Raw genomic sequence first — 21,149 nt, forward strand, 5'->3', positions numbered from 1 at the left:
TCAGCCCCTTGTCGGCGGCGGCACCGCCGAGCGGCGGCGGATCCGGCAACCCGGTGCGGTGACGATCAGGCTCCCGGCGTGGCCGGTCAGCGTGCGGCAGGTGTCGGGCGGGGCCGATTCGCCGGGCAGCGGGACGAACGCGGCCGACCCCACGATCGGCAGCCGGGTGCACAGCCGGCCGGCGCCGTCGGCGGCGTACAACCGGCCGTTCATCGCCGCGAGGGCGATCGCGCCGCCCGCCGGGCCGAGTACGCGCCACGGAGCCGGCGCCTCGGGGTCGGCGGGCAGCTCGGTCGCGTACACGTGGTGCAGCGTGTCGGCGGCGGCCACCGCGAAGACGCCGCCGTCGCACAGCGCCAGCGCGAGAGTGCCCTCGGGCAGTCGGGCGACCGGGCTCCACGGCGCGGGCCGAGTCACGGGTGGCCGGCGCAGCAGCCGATCGTCCGGGCCGACCGCGTACACCTCCAGCGGCAGCGCACCGGCCGCCTCCCGCGCCGCGGCCAGGGCGCGCACCGCCGGCGCGGCGCCGATCGCCCGCCAGGGCAGGTTCTGCCCGCCGGTGTCGCGGCAGAGCAGCGCCCCCTCGGTGTCCACCGCGAACAGCACGTCCTCGCAGGCGGTGAGCGCGCGGATGTCGGCGGCGGGGCCGATCACCTCCCACTGCGGCTGTGTGGCGGCGCCGAGCCGGTCCAGCACGTTGCGGGTGACCCGGTCGACCACCGGATCGGCCAGCGCGCTGCCCCAGTTGATGGTGCCCGCGTTGAACACCGTGCCCGCGCCGAGCCGGAACGTGCCCATCACCGCGTCGCCGCCCTGCCCGTAGCGCGCCCAGTGCCGCAGATCGGCGGTGGCGAGCACGACGAACGACGGCGGGGTGCCGTCGCGGCCGGTGGCGCGCGGGACGCCCGTGCTCCAGTCCAGTTCGGCCGCGTCCGTCTCGTAGCCGAGCGCGCCCTGGGCGAACTTGTCGCCGTCCGCGAGGCCGGTGCCGGCGAACACCCAGTGGTCGGTGAACCGGGCGATGTACGCCTCCTCGCGGATCACCTTCATCCCCTCGCCCCACGCACCCGCGCCCCGCCGGAAACTGAGCCCGGTCATCGTGTTCTCCGGCCGGTGCACCGGCGCGCTGGACCACTCCACGGTGACCCTCTCGGGATCGATCGCCGCCATCGGGTCGGCGACCGCGTCCCGATGGCAGACCATGGTGCGGCCGGCGTCCTCCAGGCGCATCTGCCACCACGCGGTGTTCCCGGCGAAGATGGCCAGGTTGCCGCCGCGCCGGACGAACCCCTCGACGGTGTCGCGCTGTTCCCGCGACCAATACTCGTCGTGCCCGTTGACCACCAACAGCCGGTAGTGCGACAGGAGTTCGTGCCCGCCGTGCAGATCCAGGCCGGAGCAGAACTCGACCGGCCTGCCGGTGGCCCGCAACCAGCGCAGCAGACCCTCCTCCCAGCGCTCCGGCGGGGGCCCGCCGCCGGGTCGGTCGAACGAGACCCGGGCGGCCCGGTCCGGCTGTTCGGCGTAGTACAGTCCCCGGCCGGGCACGCCGGAGCGGTTGTACGCCTGCCACGTGGCGAACGGCACCGACACCAGGATCGGCGCGGCCACCCCGGGCTGCGCCGCGCGGACCACGAACCAGGCCTCGTGGTCCAGGGGTTCGTCCCCGGCGAGCGGCGTGCCGTCGTCGAACACGGCCCGGTACAGCGAGCTGGGCCAGTCCGGTGGAACGGCCAACTCCCAGTGCTCGCCACTCACTCGGGCCCGGGCCAGGACGTGGTCGGTGGTCGCGTCGACGATGGTGACCTCGCCACGCACCGGGCCGCCGTCGGTCGAGGCCAGGTGGAAGCGCAGCCGGTCGCCCGCCGCGACGGACGTGGCACCGGCATACGCCAGCACGCTCATGCGACCGGCTCCGCCACCCGCTCCGCGAAGCCGGTCAGCGCGCCGATCGGCACCTCCCGCCCGGCGGCAGCGCGTACCAGCAGATCCTCCAGCGCGACCAGGTGCGCCTCCAGCGCGTGTACGGGCAGATAGGCGGTGTCGCCGGTGACGCTGACCACCAGCGCGTCGCCCTCGGCGACCACGTGCATGCAGTACCGGCAGGCGATGAACTCGTGCCCGCCCGCCGGTTCCACCCGACTGCGGGTGCGCGCCACGTCCAGTTCGGCGGCGGTCGGCTCCGGTCCCGGCTCCGGCGGCCGATCCACCAGGCGCATGTCGTTGAAGCAGCAGAACGGCCGGATGGGCGTGCCGCGTTCGGCGGTGATCCTGGACATCAGCGCGTTCCACCGGTCGGGGTCGTAGCCCGCGCTGCGATACGCGCGCAGCGACGCCTGCCACGCGGCGGGCAGCAGGTCGGTGAAGCGCGCGCCGAGGTCCAGGTCGAGCACGAACAGCCCTTCCTGGGACAGCGTGGTGACCAGATCGCGGCTGTCCGCCCGGAAACGGTTGGCGACGATCGGCAACATCACCGCGGTGTCCCGCCCGCCCGCGCGCGCCGCCAACACGGCCGCGCCCGCGAGCAACACCGCCGACGGGCTGACCCGGTGGCGCAGCGCGACCGCGTCGGCGGCCCGGGCCAGCGCGGGGGAGACCAGGCGCACGGTGCGAAAGCGCGGCGCCGCCGGTTCGGCGATCACGTCGGCGAACACCGTCGGCGCGATCCGCCGATAGTGCGTCTCCCAGTGCGCGAGCGCCGATTCGCCCCGGCGCAGCCCCGTGGTCGTGGACTGCTCGTGCGCCAGGTCCAGCGCCCCACCCGCCGCCGGGCCGCCCGCCGACCCGCGCCGGATCAGCAGCCGCAGGTCGCGGACCAGGACTTCGACGCCGTGGCCGTCGGTGGCCACGTGACACAGGGCCAGTGCGATGTAGCGGACCCGGCCGCCGTGCACCACCAGGCCGACCCGGATCGGCCAGGCGTCGAAGTAGTCGAAGCGGGTGGCGCCGAGGCGTTCGGCCACCGCCGCCGCGACCGTGTCCGCATCCTCGATCAGCGCCGCCTCGAACACCTCCACCGGCAGCGTGCCCACCGAGTGGCGGGCCTGTCGGGGCTCGCCGTCGGTGGACACGAGCCGGGTGCGCAATGCGTCATGACGCTCCATCAGCCGGCCGAGCGCGGCGGTCGCCCGGGTCACGTCCACCGGTCGGCCGCGGTCGGCGATCGGCAAGACGCGGGTCATGTTGAAGTAGTGGTCGCTGGGCGCGGTACGGCGGATGGCCTGCCAAATGGCCCGCTGACCCCACGTCAGCGGGGCTCGGACCGGGTCGTCGGCGGAGACCGCGAAGGGCGCCGGCACCTCGTAGGGGGCCGCGACCGGTGGCTCGGCCGCGACCCGGGCTCTCGCCGACTCGTCCTCAGCCATCGCCCACCGCCACGCCGTGCCGGGTCAGGTGCGCCACCAGCGAGTCCAGGTCCTCGACGAAGTCCAGGTCGGCGTCAAGATCGAAGAACACGTCGAACTCGCCCTCCAGGGCGTCGATCAGGCGCAGGAAGGTCAGCGAACTCACCCCGGACGCGGTCAGCGAGCCGGTTGATTCCAACACCTCGTGCGCGCTCACCTCGCCGCCGCTCACGTCGGCGATCAGCGTGGCCACCCGTTCGCGCAGCGGGTCCGCCCTCATGCCGCGTCCCCGGCCAGTCGCCGACGCAGGCTCAGCGGCCGGATGTCCGGCCAGACCCGGTCGATGTGCGCCGTGCACTCCTCGCGGGTGCCGACGAATCCGGTGGGCACCCAGCCTGCGGGCGGGTCGGTGCGCAGCGGCCACAACGAGTGTTGTTCCTCGTCGTTGACGACCACGCGGTAGGTTTCCTGGTCGGTCTCGGGGTCGGTGGTTTCGGGATCGTTGCGCATCACGGCTCCTGGAGGTCGCGGACGGCGTCGGTCACGCCGCCGACGGTGGGGGTGTCGAAGAAGACGTCGAGCGGGACCTCGACGCCCAGGCGTTTGCGGATCCGGGCGGCGATCTGGGTGATGGTGAGCGAGTGGCCGCCGAGGTCGAAAAGGTCCTCGTCCACACCGATGTCGTCCAGGCGCAACACCTCGGCCCAGATCGCCCGTACGGTCTCGGTGAGTTCGTCGGCCGGGCCGTCGGCCGCGTCGAACGGATAGGCGGGTCCGCCCGGTTCGGGTCGAGTGGGTGCCGGTTCGGGCAGGCGGGCCCGGTCCAGCTTGCCGTTGGGGGTCAGCGGGAAGGCGTCCAGGGTCAGGAAGCCGGCGGGCACCATGGCGCTCGGCAGGGTGCGGGCGAGGTAGGCACGCAACTCGTCCGGGGCGACGGGGGGTTGTCCGGGCTCGGGGACCAGGTAGCCGACCAGGCGGGCGTGTTCGCTGTCCGGGTCGAGCAGTCGGATCGCCGCCTGGGCGATGCCGGGGTGTGCGGCGAGCCGGCTCTCGATCTCGCCGAGTTCGATCCGGTGTCCGCGCAGTTTGACCTGGGCGTCGGTACGCCCGACGTAGTCGAGCCCGCCGCCGGGCGCGTGTCGGACCAGATCGCCGGTGCGGTACAGGCGGGCGCCGGGCGGTCCGAACGGGTCGGCCACGAACCGCTCGGCGGTCAGCCCCGGGCGGCCGAGGTAGCCGTGCGCGAGGCCGTCCCCGCCCAGGAACAACTCGCCCACCAGGCCCTCGGGGACCGGATGCAGCCGGCCGTCGAGCACGTACGCGCGGGTGTTGGCCAGGGGCCGGCCGATGCCGGGCGCGGCCCCGGAGTCGACCTCGGTGTAGGTGGACCACACCGTGGTCTCGGTGGGCCCGTATACGTTGACCAACCGGCCCACCGCGCCGCGCAGTTCGGCGGCCAGCGGGGCGGGCAGGGCCTCGCCGCCGGTGATCGCGGTCAGCCCCGGACGGTGCAGGCCGGCCGCGAGCAGCACCCGCCAGCCGCTGGGGGTGGCCTGGACATGCGAGACGGCGTGCCGCTCCAGCAGGGCCAGTTGCGCCGGTCCGTCCCGGTGCCGGTCGTCGGGCACCAGTACCACCCGGGCGCCGGTGGTCAGCGGCAGCAGGAGTTCGACCGTGGAGATGTCGAAGGACAGCGAGGTCAACCCGAGCCAGCGGTCGTCGGGACCGGCGCCGAGCCGGTCGCGCATGCTCGCGAGCAGATTGGCCAGCGCGTGGTGCGGTACCTGGACGCCCTTGGGCCGACCGGTCGAGCCGGACGTGTAGATCACATACGCCGGATCGCCCGGCGCCGGCCGACTGGGCGGGCGGACCCGGCCGGGCTCGCTACCGAACAGGTCGGGCCCGTTCAGGTCGGGGGCGGCCAGGACGAGCGGTTCGACGGGGGCGACGAGACGAAGCCGGGCCGGTGCGGCGGGGGCATCGGGGACCGGCGCTTCGACGGGAGCTACGAGATGGAGCCGGACGGACTCCTCGGGCGCGTCCGGAACCTGTTCGGGTGTGAAGTCCGTACCGGATCCGCCCGGTTCACCCGCCCGCGCGCCCCCGTCGCGTACGATCGCCGCGATGCGCGCGTCCGACCGGATGAAGGCCAACCGTTCGGCCGGATAGCCCGGGTCGAGCGGCAGATACGCGGCGCCCGCGGCGAGTACGCCGAGGACGGCGGCGACCTGTTCGCCGGTGCGCGGCAGTTCGATCGCCACCAGGTCGCCCGCGCCGATCCCGGCGCGGTGCAGGCGCTCGGCGAACACGTAGGCGGCCGAGGCCACCTGGCGGTAGGTCAGGAACCGGCCCGAGCACACGACGGCGACCGTGTCGGGGGCGGCCGCGGCGCGCGCGGCGAACAGCTCGACGACGGTTTCCTCGGCCGGATACGGCGTGTCGGTGGCGTTGTCGGTGTGCAGGACCCGGACCAGCTCCGGCTCGGACAACAACGGCAGATCGCCCAGCGGCAGTTCGGGGTCGGCCAGCGCGGTGTTCAGCAGGGTGGCGAAGTGGCCCGGGATACGCGCGGCCGCGTCCGGGACGAAGCCGTCCGTAGGTACGTGCAGCGCGCCGTCGATCCGATCCCGGCCCTCGACCAGTTGCAGATGCGCGGTGTTGCGCGCGGTCGGCGGCAACACGATCCATTCGACCCGGGTCTCCACCCCGGGGAAGACCGGCTCGACCACGCGGGTGCGCCGCCGATAGCTCACGGTCAGCTCGGTCAGCGCGGTCCGGGGTCCGAGACCACGCACGGTGTGGCTGTACGGTACGTCGCGGAAGGCGTAGATCGCCCGCAGTTCGGCGCGCAGTTCCCGGACGAACGTGCCGAAGCCCTGTCCCGCGCGCGGCCGGGAGGAGACCGGCAGCTCGTTGACGTACAGCCCGACCCCGCGCGCCTCGGCCGGGGTGCGGGTGGTGAGTTCGAGCGCGGTACGCACCCGCGCGTTGCCGTAGCGGAACAGCAGCGTGTGCCAGGCGGCCAGCAGCAGTTCGAAGTGGGTGACGCCGAGTCGCGCGGCCGTCTCGTGCAGTGCGTCGACCGTTTCGGGCCCGAGGGTGAACGGGATCGTGGAGCCCGGCGCCGGTTCCCCGCCGGCCCGCGTGGTGGGCAGCAGCCCCGGCAGGATCGCCCGACCGGGCTCCTCGCGGTGCCGGGCCCAGACGCCGGTGGTGTCGGGATGGTCGGCCGACACCGGTCCGGCCCGGAATACGTCGGTCGATCCGGGGCCTTGCGACGCCGGGGCTGCCGGGCCGGCCGGAGTCCCGCCCTCGCGGGCCGCGCGGTAGGCCCGAGCCAGGGCGGCCACCACGATCTCCTTGGACGTGCCGTCGAAGATCACGTGGTGCGCCGTCACCAGGAGTGTGTGCCGGTCCGGCGCGAAGGAGAACAGGGTGAAGCGGGCGAGCGGACCGGCGTACAGGTCGAAGGGGCGGCCCAGTTCGGCCCGGATCAGCGCGTCCAGGTCCGCCTCGTCGGCCGGCACGCGGCGCATCGGCGCGGGGGTTGTGGGCACCAGGCCCGGCGTGCCGTCCGCCTCGCCGACCGCGGCGGCCAGTATCGGGTGCCGCTCGATCGTGGCGGCGCACGCGCGGGCCAGCGCGTCCGGGTCGAGCGGGCCGTCGAAGCGCAGCAGCACCGAGAGGTGGTAGGCGGACTCGGCGGGCAACGTGCGCTCGGTCACCCACACGCCCAACTGGGCGGCGGACAACGGCGCGAAGGGCAGCGTGTCGAGCCCCGCCCCGGCCTCGGCGCTTTCGGCCGTCGGGGCCGGGTGCTCGTTCGGCGGAATACGATCGTTCCAGGGGATCTGATCGTTCGTCACAGTCATGGTCGGACCTCGTCGTCCAGGAGCCGGCGCAGCTCGCGCTTGAGGATCTTGCCGCCCTCGTTGCGCGGCAGGGATTCCCGGAACACCACGTGTCCGGGGAGTTCGTGGGCGGCGAGCCGTTCCATCAGGAACACCCGCAGCTCGGTCGCGGTCAATTCGCCCCGGGGCACCACGACGGCGGCGACGGCCATCCCTAGCACGGGGTGCGGTACGCCGAACGCGGCCGCGTCCAGCACGCCCGGGTGTTCGTGCAGGGCGTCCTCGACCTGCAACGTGGAGACCTTGTACGCACCGGACTTGATCACGTCCCGCTCGCGGTCGACCAGGTACAGGAAGCCCTCGGCGTCCAGGTAGCCGAGGTCGCCCATGCGCACCCAACGCCCGGAGAAAACCCGCGAGTCGGCCTTCTCGCCGTAGTACGAGCGGGGCGTGGTCGGGGTGCGCAGCCAGACCTCTCCGGTCTCCCCGACCGGCAACACCCGCCCGCGCTCGTCGGTCACCCGCAGGTCGCGCAACGACGCGGGTCGGCCGGGCGAGCCGGGGTGTTCGGGGTCGAACAACATCGTGGTCTGCGCGGGCGCGGCCTCGGTGGAGGTGTAGTAGTTGACGATCTGCGCTTGGGGGAACAGCCGGGCCAGGCCCACCGCGACCCGGCGCGGCAGGGCGGCGGCGGTGGAGCCGAGCAGCCGCACGCTGGACAGGTCGTGGCGGTGTGCCTGGTCCGCGCCGAGCAGTTCGATGGCCATCGCCGGTACCACGAACACACTGCCCACCGCGTGCCGTTCGATCAGTCGAGCGAAGTGGCCCGGGGTGAAGCGCGGGGCGGCGATCGCCGTCGCCTTCGCGTCGAGCGCGTTGATCAGCATGGTCTGCCCGGCGTTGGTGCCCACCGGATACGCGTGCAGGAAGTGCGCCGAGTGGCCGAGCGGGCGACGGCGCGCGTCCAGCGTGCAGCCGTACGCCAGGTTGGCATGCGTCGCGGCGACACCCTTGGGGGTGCCGGTGGTTCCGGAGGTGTACAGGATCTGCGCGAGGTCGCCGGGGTCCGGGGTCGGCAGGCTGCCCGCGGGGTAGGTCTCGATGTCCTCGACCGGGGCGGTCCAAGCGCCGGTGCCGGCGTCCGGCGGGACCAACTCGGCGCGGTGCAGCACGGCCGCGGCCCCGCTGTGCGCGAGCAGGTGCCGCACCTCGGCGGGGGCGAGCCGGTCCGACATCGGCACCGCGACCGCGCCGGCGCGCTGTACGCCCAGGTAGGCGGTCGCGTAGTCGATCCAGTCGCCGTTGCCGTACAGGAGCGCGACCCGATCGCCCGCGCCGATGCCGCGTTCGGCCAGCCCGGCGGCGACCGCGTCCGCGCGGTAGTGCCAGGAGCCGAACGTCAACTTCTCGCGCCCGCTGAGGATCGCGGGTTGCTCCGGCTCGATCTCGGCGCGATGCGCGAGCAGCGCGGACAGGCTCTCCGGTGCGCGGCGGCCGGTGGGCGTCGGCCGGGGTCGGGTTCCGATGCTCACTTCGACACCTCCGCGAGGGCGGGCGCCGGCTCGGCGGCCCGGGCCCGGGCCCGGATCCGGCGTTCGCGTTCCTGGATGCCGACCTCGTCGTCGGCGGGCGCGTCCGGGACATCCCGGTCGAAGTGGGCAAGTACCGGCAGTCGCAGGCCGATCAGCACGAGGGCGAGCATCGCGGCGCCGAACACCAGGTAGAGCAGGCCGATGCCGCGCCCCTCGCCGTGTCCGATCAGCCGGCCCATCGAGCCCGCGAGCGGCCCGTCGTCGGTCATCAACGGCTCGAACAGCTTGGCGCCGAGCGGCGCGATGACGCCGTGCCCGATCGGCAGCGTGGACCAGGCGACCAGGGTGTTCAGCGCGAACACCCGGCCGTGGAAGCGCTGGGGCACCTTGACCTGGACGATGGTCGTGTATACGCCGTTGACCAGGGACAGTGCGCAGGACATCCCGAAGGCGCCGATCCCGACCACCCACAGGCTCGCGTGCAGACCGGTGAACGCGGACGCCCCGGCCAGCGCGGCGGCCAACCACAACATGCCGCGCAGCCGTTGCCGGCGCGGACCGCCCCAGAAGCCCATCGCGATGCCGCCCACGATCACCCCGGCACCGGCCGCCATGGATACCCGGGCGGCGCCGCCGAGCGAGTCGAAGGACAACACCAGCGGCGTGGTGAGCAGGAACAGCGGGGACAGGAACAGGTTCAGCACGGCGAACCAGAGCAGCATGGCCCGGAAGCCGCGATGGCGCCACGAGTAGGTGAAGCCGTGCTTGATCTCGGCGGTGAGCGATTCGCGCCGCCGCCACGGGAGGGTGTGCGGGAACTTCACGAAGGCGATGATGGTGATGGCGATCGTGTAGCTGATCACGTCCAGGATCAGGATGCCGCGCAGTCCGATGCCGGCCATCAGCCCGACCGCGATCAGCGGGACCACGAACTGGGCGACCCCGCCCGCCAATTGCACGATGCCGTTGGCGTGTCCGAGGTATTGCTTGGGCACCAGTTGCGGCACCGCCGAGGCGTAGGCCAGGCGTTGGAAGGTGAGCGCCATGGACAGCGCGCCCAGCAGGACGTAGATGTGCCACGGATGCAGCGACCCCGAGACCAGGAGCAGCAACAGCACCCCCTGGGTGCTGCCCGCCGCCAGGTCGCCGAGGAGCATCACCCTGCGTCGGTCCACGCGGTCCACGATCGCCCCGGCGAGCGGGCCGATCAGGATGCCCGGCAACATGCCGATCACCGCGTAGAGCGCGAAGCGGCCCATCGAGCCGGTCTGGAGGTAGATCCAGATCGGCAACGCGAACTCGGTCAGCGCGGAGCCGGTGATCGAGACCAGTTGGCTGAACGCCACCAGGAGGAACCGGCCCATGCCGGGCCGGGGTTCGCGGCCCGGCGCGGCGTCGGCCCCGGCCCGGTCCGGTCCGGGGTCGTCGTCCGGTGGTCCGGCGGCGCCGTGGAACCACCACGGGCCGTCCGCCTCGCGGGTGGGCAGCGCGTCGGTGCGGCCCGCGGCCACCGCCGGATGTACGCGCGTGATCACTTCGGCCAGGTCGTTCGCACGGTGCTTGAGGAAGAAGTGGCCCGCCTCGTCCAGCATCACCAGCGCCACCCGGTCGGCGATGGTGCGCCACTCGCGGAAGCGTTCCTGGTAGAAGTCGGCGGCCGGGTCCCGGTCGCCCATCACCGAGACGATGGGCGCGCGCAGCCGGGGGCGGTTGTCGGACAGCGCCTCGGTGAAGTACTCCTCGGCCGCCACCGAGTCGCGCCGCATGTTGCCGATGATGAACTTCATCTGGTCGCCGTCCAGGTCCGCCATGTCGGCGCCCATCGAGGTCAGCCAGTTGGCGTACACCCGGTCGCCGAGCAGCGGTTCGAGCGCGGCCACCTTGCTCAGCGCGGAGAGCACCCGCCCGCGAGGCCGGGCGAACGGGAACTGGGCGCCGATGTACACCGCGTCCAACGCGCGTCCGGCGGCTTCCAGTTGCCGGGCCACGGCGACGATCAACGCGCTGCCGACGCCGCAGTGGCCGTAGAGCGCGATCGGTCCCTCGACCCGTTCCTGGACCTCGGCGACGATCCGCCGGGCGAGTTCGTCGAACGGCAGCCGCTCCTGGGTGACGCCCACGTCGTGTCCGGGGATGGCCACCGACCACAGGTCGTGGGTGTCCGGCAGTGCGTCGGCCAGCGGCTGGTACACCACCGCGCTGCCGCCGCCGTAGGGCACGCAGACCAGGGACAGGGTGCGCCGCGCCGCCGGGACGGGTTTGCTCAGCCGGTACAGCAGCCGCGCCGGGCCGCGTTCGGCCTCGGACAGCGTGGACAGGGCGGCGATCTCGCGGATGGTCTTGTGTGTGAAGACGTCCATCACGCTGACCGCCCGGCCGCCGATCTGCGGGAGCTGCTTGCGGGCACGCGCGACCACCTGGGTGGCCAGCAGGGAGTGGCCGCCGAGGTCGAAGAAGTCCTCGTCGACGCCGACTTCGGGCAGCGTGAGCACGTCGCACCAGATTCGGGCGAACAGCAGCTCGGCCGGGGTGGTCGGCGGCGCGGCGGCGGCGCCCTTGGAGCGACGCGCCGCGGGCGCGGGCAAAGCCCTGCGGTCGAGCTTGCCGCTGGGAGTCAGGGGCAGCGCCGGCAGCGCGACGAACGCGGCGGGGACCATGTAGTCGGGCAGGGTGCGTTTGAGCGCGGCCCGGATGTCGTCGGAGTCGAAGTCCTCGGTGCCGCGATCCGGGTCGGGGCCGGTGACGACCGTGCCCGGGTCGTGGTCCCCGACCCCCGCGACGGTGGGCACCACATACGCGGTGATGCGTTTGTCTCCGGGGGTGTCCTCGCGGACCACCACCGCGGCCTCGTCCACCTCCGGGCGGGCGCGCAACGCGGCCTCGATCTCGCCGGGTTCGATACGCAGGCCGCGCAGCTTGACCTGATCGTCGATCCGGCCGAGGAAGTCGAGGGTGCCGTCGGGTCGCCACCGGGCGAGGTCGCCGGTGCGGTAGAGGCGGGTGCCCGGGGCGCCGAACGGGTCCGGGACGAAACGTTCCCCGGTCAATCCGGGCCGCCGGTGGTAGCCCAGCGCCACTTGGACCCCGCCCAGATACAGCTCGCCGGGCGTGCCGAGCGGTGCGGGTCGCATGGCCTCGTCGAGCACGTACACCCGGGTGTTGTGGATCGGCGCGCCGATCGGCACGGTGGCGAGCGGGCCGGCGCACTCCCACGCGGTGACGTCCACGGCCGCCTCGGTCGGCCCGTACAGGTTCGCCAGCGCACAATCCGGCAGCCGCTCGCGGAAGGCGCGGGCGTTGTCCGGTGCCAACTCCTCACCGCTGCACACCACTCGGCGCAGCGTCGTGCAGCGCTCCACGCCCTCCTCGGCGAGGAACACGGTCAGCATCGCGGGCACGAAGTGCGCGACTGTCACGCCCTGTTCGGCGATCACGTCGCGCAGATAACCGGCATCCTTGTGCCCGCCCGGGCGGGCCAGGACCAGCCGGGCACCCGCGGTAAGCGGCCAGAAGAACTCCCAGACCGACACGTCGAAGCTCGCCGGCGTCTTCTGCAACACCGCGTCGTCGGGTCCCAGTCGGTAGGAGTCCTGCATCCACGCGATCCGGTTCACGATGCCGCGGTGCGTGTTGGGCACACCCTTGGGCCGGCCGGTGGAGCCGGAGGTGTAGATCATGTACGCGACGTCGTCGGGAGTCGGTGCCGCGACATCGGGGATGCCACCGGTGCCGTCGGCGCCGGGTGTCGGGTCGGGCCAGTCGGCGGGGTCGTCCAGGGCGATCACCGTGGCCGCGCAGTCGGCGGGCATCGGCAGTCGCCGGTGGCTGAGCAACACCCGCGCGCCCGAGTCGGCCAGCATGAACGCCAAGCGCTCGGCCGGGTATTCGGGGTCCAGCGGCGTGTACCCGGCGCCGGTGCGCAGCACGCCGAGCAGGGCGGCGACCAGTTCGGGGGAGCGTTCCGCGCCGACCGCGACCAGGTCGCCGGGGCGGACCCCCTCGGCGCGGAGGCGGTGGGCGACCCGATCGGCGGCGGCGTCGAGTTCGCGATAGGTCAGGGTGTGATCGTCCAGGACCACAGCGGTGGCGTCGGGGGTGCGGGCGATGCGGTCGGCGATCAGGTCGACCAGCGTGGACCGTTCCGGAACCGGCGCGGCGGTGTCGTTCCAGCGGGTCAGGACCAGGTCACGTTCGTCGGGGTCGAGGCCGTCGAGGGTGGACACCGGTACGTCGGGCCGGTCGGCGAGTACCGCGAGCAGTCGACCCAGATGCCGGCCCAGGCGGGCGATGGTCGTCTCGTCGAACAGGTCGGTGTTGTAGTTGAAGGCGCCGTACAGGCCGTCCGGCCACTCCATCAGGAACAGTTCCAGGTCGAACCGGGTGCCGCCGGCCTGAAGGCCGAACGCCTCGGCGGTCAACCCGGCCCGGTCGTCGGGGGCGTTCGCCGTCGCGTAGTTCTGCACCGCGAGCACCGCCTGGAACACCGGCGACCGGGTCACGTCGCGCGCCACGTTCAGCTCGGTGACCAGCTGGGCGAACGGCAGCTCCTGGTGCGCGTACGCCTCCAGGCAGGTCTCCCGGGTGCGGTCGAGCAGTTCGGCGAAGGTCGGATCGCCGCCGGTGCGGGCGCGCAGCGCCACCACGTTGACGAACATCCCGACCAGGTTCTCCACCTCGGGATGCGGGCGACCGGCGACCGGCGAGCCGACCGCGAACTCGCGCTGCCCGCTGTGCCGGGCGAGCATGAGGTGGAAGGCGGCGAGGAGCACCATGTACAGGGTGGCGCCGCGCTCGCGGGCCAACGCGGTGAGCCGGTCCAGGAGTTCACGGTCGACCTCGAAGGCGTGGCCGGCGCCGGCGAAGGTCTGTCGGGCCGGGCGTGGTCCGCGGGTGGGCAGTTCGAGCGGCTCGACGCCGGCCAGCTCGGTCCGCCAGTAAGCCGTCTCGCGCAGCAGCGTCTCGCCGGTCAGTCGCTCCCGCTGCCAGATGGCGAAGTCGCCGTAGGAGACCGGCAGTTCGGGAAGTCGGGGCGCGCTGCCGGCGGCATAGGCGGCGTAGCCGGCCAGTACCTCGCGGACCATGATCTCGCTGGACCATCCGTCGCTGACGCTGTGGTGCACGGTCAACAGCAACACGTGGTCGGTGTCGGTCAGGCGGATCAGCAGGGCCCGGATCAGGGGTCCCTCGGCCAGGTCGAAGGACGCCGCGGCGCCCGCGTTGACCAACCGCTCCGCCTCGGCCCGGTCGGCCGCCTCGACGCGTGTGAGTACCGACGGCAGGGTCGCGGCGATGTCCAGGCGGGGCTGTCCGTCCTCGTCCACGAGGTAGCGCGAGCGCAGGGTCTCGTGGCGGGCGACCAGGTCGGCCAGAGCCCGTTCCAGGGCGTCGACGTCGAGCGCGCCGCGCAGCCGGCGGGCGACCGGGATGGTGTAGGCGGCCGTGCCGGGCGCGAACTGCTCCATGAACCAGACGCGTTCCTGGGCGTAGGACAGCGGCGGCACGGTGCCCTCGGGCCGGCGGGGGATGACCGGGCCGGCGGCTAGGCGGCGGCGCAGCCGGCGTTCCAGGAGTTCGCGTTTGGTCGCGGACAGCGACGTGTCGCGCGCGGGGGACTCGGTGCTCATGGCTGCGAACGGTTCCTCTCGGCGGAGAGCAGCTGCTCGGCGGTGTCGTCGTCGAGCGCGGCGAGGTCGGCGACCAATAGCTCCTCGACCGCGGCGGCGAATCCGGCGAGGGTGCGGTGGGTGAACAGGGTGCGCAGCGGTACGACGAGGTCGGTGGCGGCGGCGATCCGGGCGACCACGCGGGTGGCCAGGAGCGAGTGCCCGCCGAGTTCGAAGAAGTCGTCGAGTACGCCGGCCTTGTCCAGGCCGAGCACGTCGATCCAGATCTCGGCGACCAGTTCTTCGGCGTCGGTGCGCGGCGCGAGGTAACCGTGGGTCTGTTCGGCGCGGCGGTCGGGGGCGGGCAGGGCGCGGTGGTCGAGTTTGCCGTTCGGGGTCAGCGGGAGCCGGTCCAGCCGAACCAGGGCGCCGGGCAGCAGGTGTGCGGGCAGTCGCCCGGCCAGGTCGGCGCGCAGTTCGGGCACGGACAGGTCGGCGGTGGTGACCACGTAGCCCACCAGTGCCTCGTCCCGGGCGACCACGGCGGCTTGGAGTACGCCGGGGTGGGCCAGGAGCGCGACCTCCACCTCGCCCGGTTCGATCCGGTAGCCGCGCACCTTGACCTGGGCGTCGAGCCGGCCGAGGAATTCCAACCGCCCGTCGGCGCGCAGCCGTACCCGGTCCCCGGTGTGGTAGCGGCGGGCGCCGGGCGGGCCGTCGGGGTCGGGACGGAAGGTGGCGGCGGTGGCGCCGGGGCGGCCGAGGTAGCCGTGGGCGACGCCGGCGCCGCCGATCAGCAGTTCGCCGGGCACGCCGGGCGGAACGGGGTTGCCGTGCGCGTCGGCGACGACGGTGTGCGTGGCGTCGATCGGGGTGCCGATCGGCGGGCGTGCGGTGGCGTCGGCGGCGCCGAGGTCGGCGGTGGTGGCGATGACGGTGGTCTCGGTCGGCCCGTAGGAGTTGACCAGGCGGACCCGGTCGTCGAAGCGGGCGCGCCAGGCGGCGACCGCGCCGGGGCGGACCTGGTCGGCGCCGAGGATGAGCAGGCGCAGCGCGGGCGGCCAGGCGATGGTGTCGGCGCCGGTCTCGACGAGTTCGTGCCAGTAGGGGGTGGGCAGGTCGAGCACGGTGACGTCGTCCGCGTCGCCGGCGGCGAGTACGTCGGGCAGGGTGGCGTCGGGCGCGGGCAGGACCAGCGTGGCGCCGGCGGCCAGGGTCGGATACAGCTCCTCGACATGGGTGTCGAAGCTGAGCGAGGCGCTCTGGAGAACCCGGTCGCTCGGCTCGATCCGGTAGCCGGTGCGCATCCAGCGCACCCGGGCGGCGAGTGCCCCGTGCGGGACCAGGACACCCTTGGGGGTGCCCGTGGAGCCGGAGGTGTAGATCAGGTACGCGGGGGACTGGGCGGTGGGTTCGACGGGCGTGAAGGGCGCGCCCTCCGGTGCGGCGTCGGCGCGTACCGGGGTGATCGTCGCGGGCAGGCTCCCGGCGTGCGCGGCGTCGGTGATCACCACCCGGGTCGCACTGTCCGCGAGCATGAACTCCAGGCGTGTGGAGGGGTATTCAGGGTCCAGGGGCAGATACGCGGCGCCCGCGCGCCAGGCGGCGAGCATGGCCACGACCGCGTTGGCGCCGCGTGGGGACAACACCCCGACGACCGCGCCGGGTTCGACCCCTGCGCTGCGGAGTCGGGCGGCCAGGGCGTCGGCGCGCAGGGCGAGTTCGCGGTAGGTGACGGAGCCGTCGGGGGTGCGCAGGGCGATGCGGTCGCCCGGGATCCGGGCGATGGCCGCCGGGACCGATTCGGCGGGCTCGTCGACGGGTTCGGGTCGGATGCGCAGTCGGTCCCGGTCGGCGTCGGTCAGCAGCGGCAGCAGGTGTACCGGGGTGTCCGGGTCGGCGAGGGCGCCGCGCAGCAGGGTCTCCAGGCGGGCGGCCAGGGCGACCGCGGTCGACTCGTCGAACAGCGCGGTGCGGTAGCCGAAGACCGCCTCCAGGTCGTCGCCGTCGCGGCGGATGTCCAGGGAGAGGTCGAACTTGCCCGCGCGGTGGCCGCCGTCCACCTCGCGGGCCTCCAGGTCGGCGAAGCGGCGGGCGGGCCCGGTGTCCGCGTCCTGGGTGTGCACCGTGAGCAGCGTCTGGAACAGCGGGGCGGGCGCCGCCGGATCGCGGTCCACCCGCAGTTCGGCGAGCAGTCGCTCGAACGGGATGCGGTCGTGGCCGTACGCGCCGAGCGCGGTCCTTCGGGTGCGGCGCAGCAGTTCGCCGAAGGTCGGCTCCCCGCGCAGGTCGGCGCGCAACACCAGGGTGTTGGAGAAGTAGCCGATCAGACCCTCGTGTTCGACCTCACCGCGACCGGCGATCGGCGCGCCCACGGCGAAGTCGCGCTGCCCGCCGTGCCGGTGCAGCAGCGCCTGGTAGCCGGCGAGCAGGACCATGAACGGGGTACAGCGCCGGGTCCGCGCGACGTGGTCCAGGGCGGGGCCGATGCCGGTCAGGCGCCGGGTGTGGAACGCGGTCGCGGAGGACGGCGCGGCGGTGCGCGGGCGGTCCAGCGGCAGGTCGAGCGTGGGCAGATCGGCGAGTTGCCGGCGCCAGTAGTCGACGGCCCGTTCGGTGTCCGGGTCGTGCTCCCGCTGCCGGGCGGCGTGGTCGAGGTAGGAGGGCAGTTCGGCGAAGACGGGCGATACGCCGTCGCGGTGCGCGCTGTAGCGCAGTTCCAGTTCGCGGCGGAGCAGATTGAGCGACCAGCCGTCGGCCAGGATGTGGTGGAGCACCACGCACAACACGTGTTCACGGTCGTCGAGCCGGACCAGGGTCACCCGCAGCGGCGGTGCGGCGGCGAGGGCGAAGCCGGTGTTGACCCGCTCGGCGAGGATGCGGGCGGGTGCGTCGGCACTCGGCCCGGCCGGGTCCACGATCTCGATCGGGACCGGGCCGGGCGGTGCCACCACGGCGACGGGGCGTCCCTCGTCGTCGGGGAATCGGGTGCGCAGCGCGTCGTGTCGGGCCGCGACGCCCGCGAACGCGACACGCAGCGCCTCGATGTCCAGCGGGCCGGACAGGCGCAACACCCACGGGATGTTCCAGGCGGCGTCGCCCGGTTCGAAGCGGTCGAGGAACCACAGGCGTTCCTGGCCGAAGGACAACCCGCCCACGCGCTCCCCGGCGCGCGGCACGGCGGCCCCGGTCGGCTCGATCCGTTCTCCGGACCCGGTTCGGGAAAGCGTGTGCTCGTCGTCCATGTCGACCCCCTCGCCACCATCGCCCGAGGGACGTCACGCGCCGACCGAACGGCCGTGCCGTCATCCCGTTTCCGCGATCCGACGCGGGCGTCGGCTCGCGGCACGGCGGCGCGTCGGACGACCTGTCGTCGCCCGATCGAAGTCCGCCCCCGTGGCGTGCGTCGGCAACGCTAGGAGTGCCATCGAGGCAGTGTCAATGGTCTATACCAAACCGACTATTGGTCCAGACCTCGAATCAAGCGGAACGGAGCCGACCGGCCCGAATACCAACCGGGTGTTAATGATCGGGATGGTCGAACCGGCAGTCGGGCAGGGGGATTCGGGGACGTGGAGCCGAGCCGGCCCGGCCCCGCGCATCCGGGTCGGAGTTCGCGCATTCGGGATCGGCGGCGCGGATCCGGGTCGGCTCGGATCCCCGCATCCGGGCTCGGGAGGGGGATCCGGGCCCGGCTCAGCCGCGAAGCAGATCGATCAGCCCCGTCCCGCTCTCGTTCCCGTGCCCGTCGGCCACCCGACGCTCCATCAGGGCCAGATAGGGCAGCAGCAGTTCGGGACTGACGCCCTGCTCGGCGGCGGTACGCAGCAAGGTCGGCGCGCCCGCGAGTTGCATCGTGAGCGGGGAGGCTACCCCCGAGGCGTAGTCGCCGGTCGTCAGTTGGGCCGCCGTGCGGTGCGCCGTAGGCGCCATCGCGGTCAACCATTCGGCCAGCAGCGGGGCGAAGGCGGTCGGTTCGATCGCCTCCTCGCGTACCAGTGCGAAGGCGTGCGTGAGGCCGGCGAACATCCCGGTCATCGCGCTGAGCAGGGCCACGTCGTACAGCGCGGCGAAACCGGCGTCTGTGCCCACGTAGCGCCCGGCCGCCGGCACGGCCAGGGTCTCGCCGTGGGTGTCGAAGACCTCCCGGGAGCCGCTGTAGAAGACGTAGCCGCCGGCCCCGGGGACGCCGATCATCGGTGGGATCGCCATCACCCCGCCCGCCAGGAAGCGGGCTCCGCGCTCGGTGGCCCGGGCGGCGCCGGCGCGGGCCTCGGCGGGGGTGGTCGTGGTGAGGTCGACCAGGTCCCGACCGGCGAGGTCGACACCGGTCAGGGTCTCCTCGACCGAGGCGTGGTCGAGCAGGCACACCACGACCAACTCGGCCGCGGCCACCGCCTCGGCGGCGCCGGCGGCGACGGTCGCGCCTGCGGCGGCGAACGGCTCGGCCCGGCCCGGGGTGCGGTTCCAGACGGTCACCGGGTGCCCGGCGGCGAGCCAGGCGCGGGCCAGCGCGCCGCCCATGGCGCCCAGGCCGAGTACGGCGAGCGGGGCCTTGGGGGTGGACGCGGGCAGGGTGGGATCGGTCGTTCGGGTGTCGGGTTCCATGCCGATTAGGCTGGTCACCGGCGTCCGGGCGGGCAAGTACGCACTTGGAAGTGGGTACTCGCGCGACACCGGCCGTCGGGACGGCTTGAGTGATACCGAAGCGGGGCGGCACGTGGGCGGTGCACGGGCGACGAGCGGGCGGAGGACGGACATGACGGGCGCCGGAACAGGCACGGGAACCGGCACGGGTACGGTCAGAGGCAGGCCGGGGGCGTACGTCTGCGGGATCGACGCGGCCATGGGGGTGGTCGGCGGGAAGTGGAAGGTGCTCATCCTGTGGGCGCTGAACGAGCACCCGTGCCGCTTCGGCGAGCTGCGCCGGCTGGTACCCGGGATCACCGAGAAGGTACTGGCCTCGCATCTGCGAGAGTTGGAACTGGACGGCATCGTGCATCGTGAGCAGTTCGACGAACTGCCCTTGCGGGTGGAGTATTCGCTCACCCCGCTGGGCACGTCGCTGAACGCGGCACTGCGACCGCTCGGCGCGTGGGGACGGGCGAACCTCCTGGGCGACGCGTCCGGGTACAGCGTCGACACGGACCGGTTGATCACCCTGTCCGTGGTCGCGGATCGCACCGAACTCACCGACCGCGAGTGGGCGTTGCTCGCGCCGCTCTGGCCCGCGCCCGGGCCTTTCGCCGACCGGGGGCCGGGCCTGCGACAGATCGTCGACGGCGTGCTGTACCGCATGCGGACCGGTGTGCGCTGGTCCGACCTGCCGCCCCGGTTCGGGCCGTGGCGGACGGTCGCCGCGTGCCGGCGCCGCTGGGTCGCCGACGGCACGTGGGCGGCGGTCGTCCGGGTGTTGCAGGACCGCCTTCAGGCGGCCGGCGGGGACGACGCGGAGGTGCTGCGCGGCCTGATCGGTCGGCTGGGCGAGGTGGCCCGCCAACCGCGACCGCCGGCCGTCGGCCGGAGCTGAGGCCGGCCTCCGGTCAGCCCTGCTGGCCCATCGTGTGGTGGGTGAAGACGCGGTCCCGGGCGGTCGCGACGGCCGTGGCCACCGCGCCGAGCAGGACCGCCTCCTCGCCGAGGCCGCTCGCGGCCACCCGAGGGCGCAGTGGGGTCAACTCGTGCAGTTCGGCGGTCATCGGGCCGAGCAGCAGGTCCGCGTTGGCGCCGATCCCGCCGCCGAGGACCACCAGTTCCGGATCGAGCACGGCGGCGACCGAAGCCACCACGTGGGCGAGCCGCTGCGCCTCGTGTCGGACCGCGCTCGCGGCCGGCTCCTCCGCGCGGCGGGCGGCGTCGAAGACGGCCTTCGCGGTGAGCGGCCCGGTCATCCCCAGCGCCCGCGCGCCGCGCACGACCGCGTCGGCGGACACCGCGTCCTCCAGCATGCCGCGTCGCGGCACCGGGCCGCTCGCGCCGTGCCCGACCCGGTCCGACGGGCGCGGGGACAGCGGCAGGAAGCCGATCTCGCCCGCCGCGCCGCCCGCGCCCGGGAACAGCCGCCCGTCGGCGACGATGCCCATGCCCAGTCCGGTGCCGACGGTGACGTACACGAACAGCGGGCAGCCCGCCCCCGCGCCGCCGTGGTACTCGCCGAGCGCGGCCAGGTTCGCGTCGTTGACGATGTCCACGGTGGTGCCGAGCGCCGCCTCCATCCGGCCGCGCAGGCCCGGGCGGCCCCATCCGGGCAGGTTGACCGCGTACCGGATCCGGTCGGCCGCGCGGTCGTACACACCCGGGCAGCCGATCACGGTGTGCACCACGGCGGTCGGCTCCAGACCGGCGTCGGCGACCACGGTCCGCGCCAGGTCGGTGGCGGTGGCCAGCATGGTGGCCGAGGTACGGGCCCGGTTGTGCCGGTCCTGCCGGGCCAGCAGCCGGCCGTCCAGATCGGCGACCGCGACCCGGATCCAGGACCGCCCCACATCGATCCCCACCACGTAGCCCGCCGTCGGATCGGGCTCGTACAGCAGTGCGGCCCGACCCCGCGCGCCGGTCTCCAGGCCCACCGGTCGTACCAGCCCCGCGCGTTCCAACGCGTCCAGCGCGGTGGACACCGTCGGTTTGGACAGGCCGGTGTCGCGGGCGAGTTGGGCGCGCGAGATGGGCGCGGCGGCGCGGACCCGATCCAGGAGTACCCGCTCGTTGTGACTGCGCAGCACGCCCCGGTTCCAGTGCGCCACGGCGGGCGCGTCGGGTTCCGGCGGGATACCTCCTGGGGTCATCGGCTCTCCGTCAGCGGCATCGAAGGTAGTCGCG

Annotated in this window: 11 protein-coding genes and 1 pseudogene; 2 read left to right on the forward strand and 10 right to left on the reverse strand. The window is 73.6% G+C overall.

Annotated features, from left to right (window positions below; genetic code table 11):
• The 9 genes from ACH4XV_RS34070 to ACH4XV_RS34110 form a co-directional block, all read right to left on the reverse strand.
• A complete protein-coding gene (locus tag ACH4XV_RS34070) occupies positions 1-1,905 on the reverse strand; it encodes a N,N-dimethylformamidase beta subunit family domain-containing protein (protein ID WP_395796193.1) in 1,905 nt (634 codons plus the stop codon).
• Positions 1,902-3,365, reverse strand: coding sequence for a condensation domain-containing protein (locus tag ACH4XV_RS34075; protein WP_395796194.1), 1,464 nt, complete (start codon positions 3,363-3,365; stop codon positions 1,902-1,904). Before ACH4XV_RS34075 ends, ACH4XV_RS34070 begins: the two co-directional genes overlap by 4 nt.
• Positions 3,358-3,624: an acyl carrier protein gene (locus ACH4XV_RS34080; protein WP_078979926.1), complete on the reverse strand. Its 267-nt coding sequence runs from the start codon at positions 3,622-3,624 to the stop codon at positions 3,358-3,360. The genes ACH4XV_RS34075 and ACH4XV_RS34080 overlap by 8 nt, the downstream gene beginning before the upstream one ends.
• Positions 3,621-3,854: an MbtH family protein gene (locus ACH4XV_RS34085; RefSeq protein WP_380014546.1), complete on the reverse strand. Its 234-nt coding sequence runs from the start codon at positions 3,852-3,854 to the stop codon at positions 3,621-3,623. The genes ACH4XV_RS34080 and ACH4XV_RS34085 overlap by 4 nt, the downstream gene beginning before the upstream one ends.
• Positions 3,854-7,216, reverse strand: coding sequence for an amino acid adenylation domain-containing protein (locus tag ACH4XV_RS34090; RefSeq protein ID WP_395796195.1), 3,363 nt, complete (start codon positions 7,214-7,216; stop codon positions 3,854-3,856). Before ACH4XV_RS34090 ends, ACH4XV_RS34085 begins: the two co-directional genes overlap by 1 nt.
• A complete protein-coding gene (locus ACH4XV_RS34095; protein ID WP_395796196.1) occupies positions 7,213-8,727 on the reverse strand; it encodes a class I adenylate-forming enzyme family protein in 1,515 nt (504 codons plus the stop codon). Before ACH4XV_RS34095 ends, ACH4XV_RS34090 begins: the two co-directional genes overlap by 4 nt.
• Positions 8,724-14,351: an amino acid adenylation domain-containing protein gene (locus ACH4XV_RS34100; protein ID WP_395796197.1), complete on the reverse strand. Its 5,628-nt coding sequence runs from the start codon at positions 14,349-14,351 to the stop codon at positions 8,724-8,726. The genes ACH4XV_RS34095 and ACH4XV_RS34100 overlap by 4 nt, the downstream gene beginning before the upstream one ends.
• Positions 14,348-17,575: an amino acid adenylation domain-containing protein gene (locus ACH4XV_RS34105; RefSeq protein ID WP_395796198.1), complete on the reverse strand. Its 3,228-nt coding sequence runs from the start codon at positions 17,573-17,575 to the stop codon at positions 14,348-14,350. Before ACH4XV_RS34105 ends, ACH4XV_RS34100 begins: the two co-directional genes overlap by 4 nt.
• 451 nt (positions 17,576-18,026) lie before the next feature.
• On the reverse strand, positions 18,027-18,938 hold the full coding sequence (locus ACH4XV_RS34110; protein WP_395796199.1) for an NAD(P)-dependent oxidoreductase: 912 nt from the start codon (positions 18,936-18,938) through the stop codon (positions 18,027-18,029).
• Positions 18,939-19,089: 151 nt separating this feature from the next.
• Between ACH4XV_RS34110 and ACH4XV_RS34115 the strand changes: the two are divergent.
• Both ACH4XV_RS34115 and ACH4XV_RS34120 read left to right on the forward strand, forming a co-directional pair.
• Positions 19,090-19,455, forward strand: a pseudogene (locus ACH4XV_RS34115) (winged helix-turn-helix transcriptional regulator); the annotation flags it as partial.
• Between the two features lie 42 nt (positions 19,456-19,497).
• The gene (locus tag ACH4XV_RS34120) at positions 19,498-19,860 is read left to right on the forward strand and encodes a transposase (RefSeq protein WP_395796288.1); all 363 of its coding nucleotides are present in this window, start codon (positions 19,498-19,500) and stop codon (positions 19,858-19,860) included.
• Between the two features lie 13 nt (positions 19,861-19,873).
• Here ACH4XV_RS34120 and ACH4XV_RS34125 read toward each other — a convergent pair whose 3' ends face one another.
• Entirely contained in the window at positions 19,874-21,115 is a 1,242-nt protein-coding gene (locus ACH4XV_RS34125; protein ID WP_395796200.1) for an ROK family protein, read from the reverse strand.
• Positions 21,116-21,149 lie beyond the last annotated feature (34 nt).

This window comes from Embleya sp. NPDC020630, assembly GCF_044334985.1.
Taxonomy (GTDB): Bacteria; Actinomycetota; Actinomycetes; order Streptomycetales; family Streptomycetaceae; genus Embleya.